The organism is Tabrizicola sp. (assembly GCF_051645465.1).
Taxonomy (GTDB): domain Bacteria; phylum Pseudomonadota; class Alphaproteobacteria; order Rhodobacterales; family Rhodobacteraceae; genus Tabrizicola.
The window spans coordinates 1-4519 of sequence record NZ_JBOFBI010000040.1 but is presented as its reverse complement, the minus strand read 5'-3'; the positions used below and the strand labels follow the sequence as shown (position 1 = coordinate 4519).

The 4519-nt window shown below is 62.7% G+C and carries 5 protein-coding genes; 1 reads left to right on the top strand and 4 read right to left on the bottom strand.

What is annotated here, in order from left to right; genetic code table 11:
• The 3 genes from ACRCSW_RS02225 to ACRCSW_RS02215 all read right to left on the bottom strand — a co-directional run.
• Nucleotides 1–220 (bottom strand): RidA family protein (locus ACRCSW_RS02225; RefSeq protein WP_438702356.1); only part of this gene is annotated, 220 nt, incomplete at its 3' end.
• A gap of 295 nt (nt 221–515) precedes the next feature.
• Nucleotides 516–869: an enolase C-terminal domain-like protein gene (locus ACRCSW_RS02220; protein WP_438702357.1), complete on the bottom strand. Its 354-nt coding sequence runs from the start codon at nt 867–869 to the stop codon at nt 516–518.
• A 320-nt stretch (nt 870–1189) separates the two neighbouring features.
• Nucleotides 1190–2329 carry a glycosyltransferase gene (locus ACRCSW_RS02215; RefSeq protein ID WP_438702355.1) on the bottom strand — a complete coding sequence of 380 codons (1140 nt, stop codon included), beginning with the start codon at nt 2327–2329 and terminating at the stop codon, nt 1190–1192.
• A 207-nt stretch (nt 2330–2536) separates the two neighbouring features.
• Here ACRCSW_RS02215 and ACRCSW_RS02210 point away from each other — a divergent pair, with 207 nt between their 5' ends.
• The gene (locus ACRCSW_RS02210) at nt 2537–4027 is read left to right on the top strand and encodes a lipopolysaccharide biosynthesis protein (protein ID WP_438702354.1); all 1491 of its coding nucleotides are present in this window, start codon (nt 2537–2539) and stop codon (nt 4025–4027) included.
• A gap of 5 nt (nt 4028–4032) precedes the next feature.
• Here the strand turns inward: ACRCSW_RS02210 and ACRCSW_RS02205 are convergent.
• Nucleotides 4033–4519, bottom strand: a 487-nt coding sequence (locus ACRCSW_RS02205) for a sugar-transfer associated ATP-grasp domain-containing protein (protein ID WP_438702353.1), incomplete at its 5' end; no start/stop codon positions are given.

The following is a 4519-nucleotide window of genomic DNA, read 5'->3' as shown; positions in this document are numbered from 1 at the left end:
CCTCAAACCGTCCGCCGACGGCCTTCAGAATATGTTCAACGTTGTCAAAGCACTGTCGGATCTGGGCCTCGCAGTCGCCTTCACCGACAAGTTGTCCTTCTCCATTCCAGGCGACTTGGCCGGTCATTCGGAGCGTCCTACCCTCCGGCTCGACAATTCCGTGGTTAAAGGCGCGCCCGAATTGAGGCCAGCCGGTGGGAGGATTGAAGCGGGTTGTCATGGCGGCCTCCGAGTTAACCTCGCTCAGTAGGTTAGCGCTGCGTACAGTTTGCGGCAACCGAGGCAGACTTACGACGGATACGGGGTCCGCTCCGTTCTAAACGCTGACGTTATCGCACCGGACATGCTGCGACATGCATGAACGGCTGGTTTGGAGTGGGCGACGCCGAGGGCCGAATGACGGCAAAGGGCCGCTTGCGACAGTGGAAGTGGGACGAGATGCATCAAGGTAAGTTACAATGGAAACTTGGTCACCGCAAACGGGCTCTCCGTCAGTAGCACTTGAGAAAATGCCCTCAGCTTACCCGAAACTCGGCCAGCGCCGCTTCGTTCGGCGTGCGGCCGAGGCCTGGGCTGTCGGGCACGATCACCGTGCCATCTGACTGAAGCTCCGGTGTTTCCAAATAGACGCGGCCATGCATCGGGTCGAATTCCTGCGGATAGAATTCCAGCATCAGCCCGTTCGGGATTGCCGCCAGCAGGTGCAGATGGGTCTGTTGGTCGCCATGCGGGCATACGTCGAGCCCATGCGCCTGCGCCATTGCGGCGACCTTCATGAATTCGGTGATCCCGCCCATGTGGCGGGCGTCGGGCTGCAGGATCGAGATCGCCTTCGTCTGGATCAGGTCGCGGAAGCCATGTTTGTGTATTCATTCTCACCCGCGGCTTGCGGGACATATCCGGCTCATCGGATCGAAACCGATCAGGATGAATGGACTTTGTGGGATGTGGATGCATCGGCCAGTCGGGATATGAGGATAGCCCTGGCGTGGGATCGGCAATAGCGTTAGACCCGAGAAACTCTGCGGTCGAGCAGGCCGCGCGCTCACTGGCTTTCCTGCCTAGCTGCGCAACTCAAGCTGAGTCCGTCAGAAGACCGTAACCCAAGAGTTACGCCAGGCAACTTTTGATGGCCTTCGGACCATCATCGCGCCGGTCCACATGCACCAGAACTGGTCAGATTGCGCGATCACCCGATTGCCCAGCGGGCGGCCTGTTCGGCAAATCTCAGTCCTTCGCGCAAATCTCCCTTGATCAACGCATGACGCACACGCCAGACCAGGCCACGGGCGAGCGAGCGCGAAAGCGCCCCTCCTTCCACATGCTTCTCCCGAAGCGCGGCGAGATCGGCATCGATATCCCTGTTGCCTACGGCCTCGTCACAGCCATACTTCGATCCGGTCGCCCGCCGCAGGATCAGTTTTTCGGGCCGCGAAAGCGGTGCAGCGCTTTCGCGCAGTGCCAGGTCGAAGTCGGCGATGGCCAGTTGCCAATTCTTCTTGCGCGCCATGATCGTACCGCGCTGAAGCAGCGCGCGACGGTGATCTTCCGGATTGGAAAGCTCACGATGCGGCAGGTAGCTTTCAAGCGGCAGCGTCGCGTGAAGGCGCTCAAAGATGTGTGCGTCGTGGGCGACCCAGTTCGCGTCCCGGTCGCGCGCCTTAAGGCGGCCGGCTGCGGGGCCGCGGTCGCCGTCATGCAACCGTTGATGGAAAATCACCTTGTCGGTCGAGACGGCCCGACCATGGCGCGCCAGACGGATCAGCATCTCATAGTCGATCGATCGCGGCAGCGCTTCGTCGAAATCTCCGGCGGTTCGATAAAGCGAGCGCCTTACGAGCATGCCCGGCTGGTGGACGAAGAAGTCCTCCAGCGTCGCGACGAAAAGATCGTCCGCCGGGCAGTCGTTCCAGTATCCTGTGTCAATGAGTTGAACGCTGCCATCCGTTTCCTGCCGGAAGCGCCGATGGCGGCCATAGGCAATGTCGGCGTCAGGGTTGCAGCCGAACAGGGCCAGCAGATCGTGATGCGCCTTCGGGCAGACGATGTCGTCATCGTCGACGATCCAGACATACCGGCCTTGTGCCCGCCGTAGGCCCGCATTCAGCGCCTTCGCCTTGCCCGCATTGGCCTGAAAGATCGTGTCGACGCGGTTTCCGTAGGACGTGAGAAGCTCGTTCGTGCCGTCGCCCGATCCGTCATCGACGACGATGACCTCATCTCGCTCATCAACCTGCGCCAGAACCGCATCCAGACTAGACTGGAGGAGATGTTTGCGATTGAAGGTGGGCAGGATGACCGACGTTCGTTTGCTGTGTTGGGTGTCCACTCCCGCCTTCCTCCACTTGGCAACTCCCTTCCTAGACGAAAAACTGCGTCAGGATGGTCCTAGAAAGACGGGTCAGTGGCCGAACTATTCCCCGGCTTGATGAATGCAATCGGTAACGTCTCTGTGATATCGCGAAATGCATCGTGAGGTTGTGCCGATCGTAAGCGAGCTAGAGTACAGGCCCGAAAACAACGAAGGACGGCGGTATTGAGCCGAGCGGCGAAGCTGATCCGACAGGCGGTCTGGGCCTCGACAGGCCAATTGATCCAGGCACTGCTCGCCATGGCGGGGACGATCATTCTGGCCCGGCTGCTTGGTGCCGAGACCTACGGCATCTTTGCGCTCGGCCTCCTCTTCGTCGGGTTCGCCGAGATCCTGACGGGCGGCCATGTGGCTGACATCGTGGTCCAGAAAGAGGACGCGACGCCCGGCCACCGTAACGCCGCCTTCGCCGGTCTTGTCGTGATCGGCATCGCCGTCTCGCTGACTGTCGCCACAGCGGGGGCATTCGCCGCCCGGTTTTTTGAGGCACCGCAACTGGAAAGCGTTCTGGTCGCGATGGCCTTGCTGCCGTTCCTGACCGCAATGACATCCGTTCCCAATCAGGTCCTGGCGCGCGACCTTCGGTTCGCGGCTCTGGCGCGGATCGGCTCCCTCGCGGCTCTCGCCTCGCTGATCTCCGGCATCGGTCTCGCCCTTTCCGGGATGGGCCTGTGGAGCCTCGTGATAATGGAGATCGTGCGGCGTGTCGTGACGCTGGCACTGCTCGCGTCGGCATCGGGCTGGTGGCCGGGGCTCAAGTTCTCGATGCAGGAACTTGGCGATGTCGTCCGGTTTTCGGGGCGCCGGATCGAAAACAATGGGCTGACGTTCCTCTCGCAGAACGCATTGCCCCGCCTCGTCATCGGTCATTGGCTGGGGACCGAGGCGCTTGGCCTCTTCGTCGTCGCACGCAGGCTTCTCGATCAGCTCAACAATGTCTTAAGCGCCCCGGTGGCCGCCGTCGCTTTCCCCGCCGCGTCCCGGCTGCAGGCCGACAAGGAAAATCTGGTCAAACTCATCACATCGTCGATCCGGCTGACCACCTGGGTCTTCTGGCCCATGGTGCTGGGGATCGTTGTCGTGGCCCCCCTCCTCGTGCCGCTTGCCTTCGGCGAGGAATGGCGAGGGGCGACGCCCGTCCTGCAAATCCTGGCACTCGGCACACTCAGGGTTCCGGTATCAAGCTTCAACACCGCCGTCCTAGTCGCCTTCAGGCGGATGGGATCGCTGTCGGTCGTGTCCGTGCTCTCGATCATCGTCGGTATCGCGTTCCTCTCGGTCGGCGTGCAGTTCGGACTGGTCGGCGTGGCGGCGGCACTGGCGCTGCGCCAGTGGGTGCTGTGGCCGGTCGGCTCCTACCAGGTCTATCGCGTGTCCGGTCTGCATCCCGCGACGCAGCTGCGCGTGATGGCGTGGGCGGCACTGCCGTCAGTCATCATGGTTGCGTGCGTGGCGGGTGCCGATATGGCCCTGACGCTCGACCAATCCTGGAGCGCCCTCGCCACTCTCGTCGGCATCGGCGTTGCGGCCTATCTGGTTGCCTGGGCCGCCTGCAACCCGAAGCGCACGGCATCGTCCTTTGCCGCCGTTGTCGATCTCGCCAAGGGCGATATCGGCGGCGCGCGGCGGCACCTCAAGGCAGTCGTCACGGAGTAGGGCCGCTACGACCCGCGTTTGGTCGTTCCCCGAGCAAGGCGTGCCTCCAGCCTGTTCAGGCGGCTTCGGCTCAGAACGCCGCTCTCGGCAAAGAACAGCCGGACCTCGGCGCGCAAAAGCACGGGCTCGTGAAACTGGACGAGGTTGGGATTGGCGAGGCCCGCATTGCCTTCGATCACCACCGGCCCTGATGGGGTCACGGCGATGTCCCACCCCACATAGCACAGCCCCGGCAAACCTTGGGTCGCCCGTCTTGCCAGTGACAGGACCGATTGCCACTCCGGGACGGTCACCCCCGCAATCGGCGCGTTCGTCGCCGGGTGATGGCTCAGCGTCTGCCGTCCGGGGCCGCCGAGGTCGACCACCGCCTCCGACAGCCGCCCGGAACCAAGATCGACCAGCGAAACGATGCCACCGGCCTTGAAATTGTCCGTCGGCACCGACCTCTCCGTCCCGAAACGATGGGCCGCACCGATCAGGACGGGTTCACCG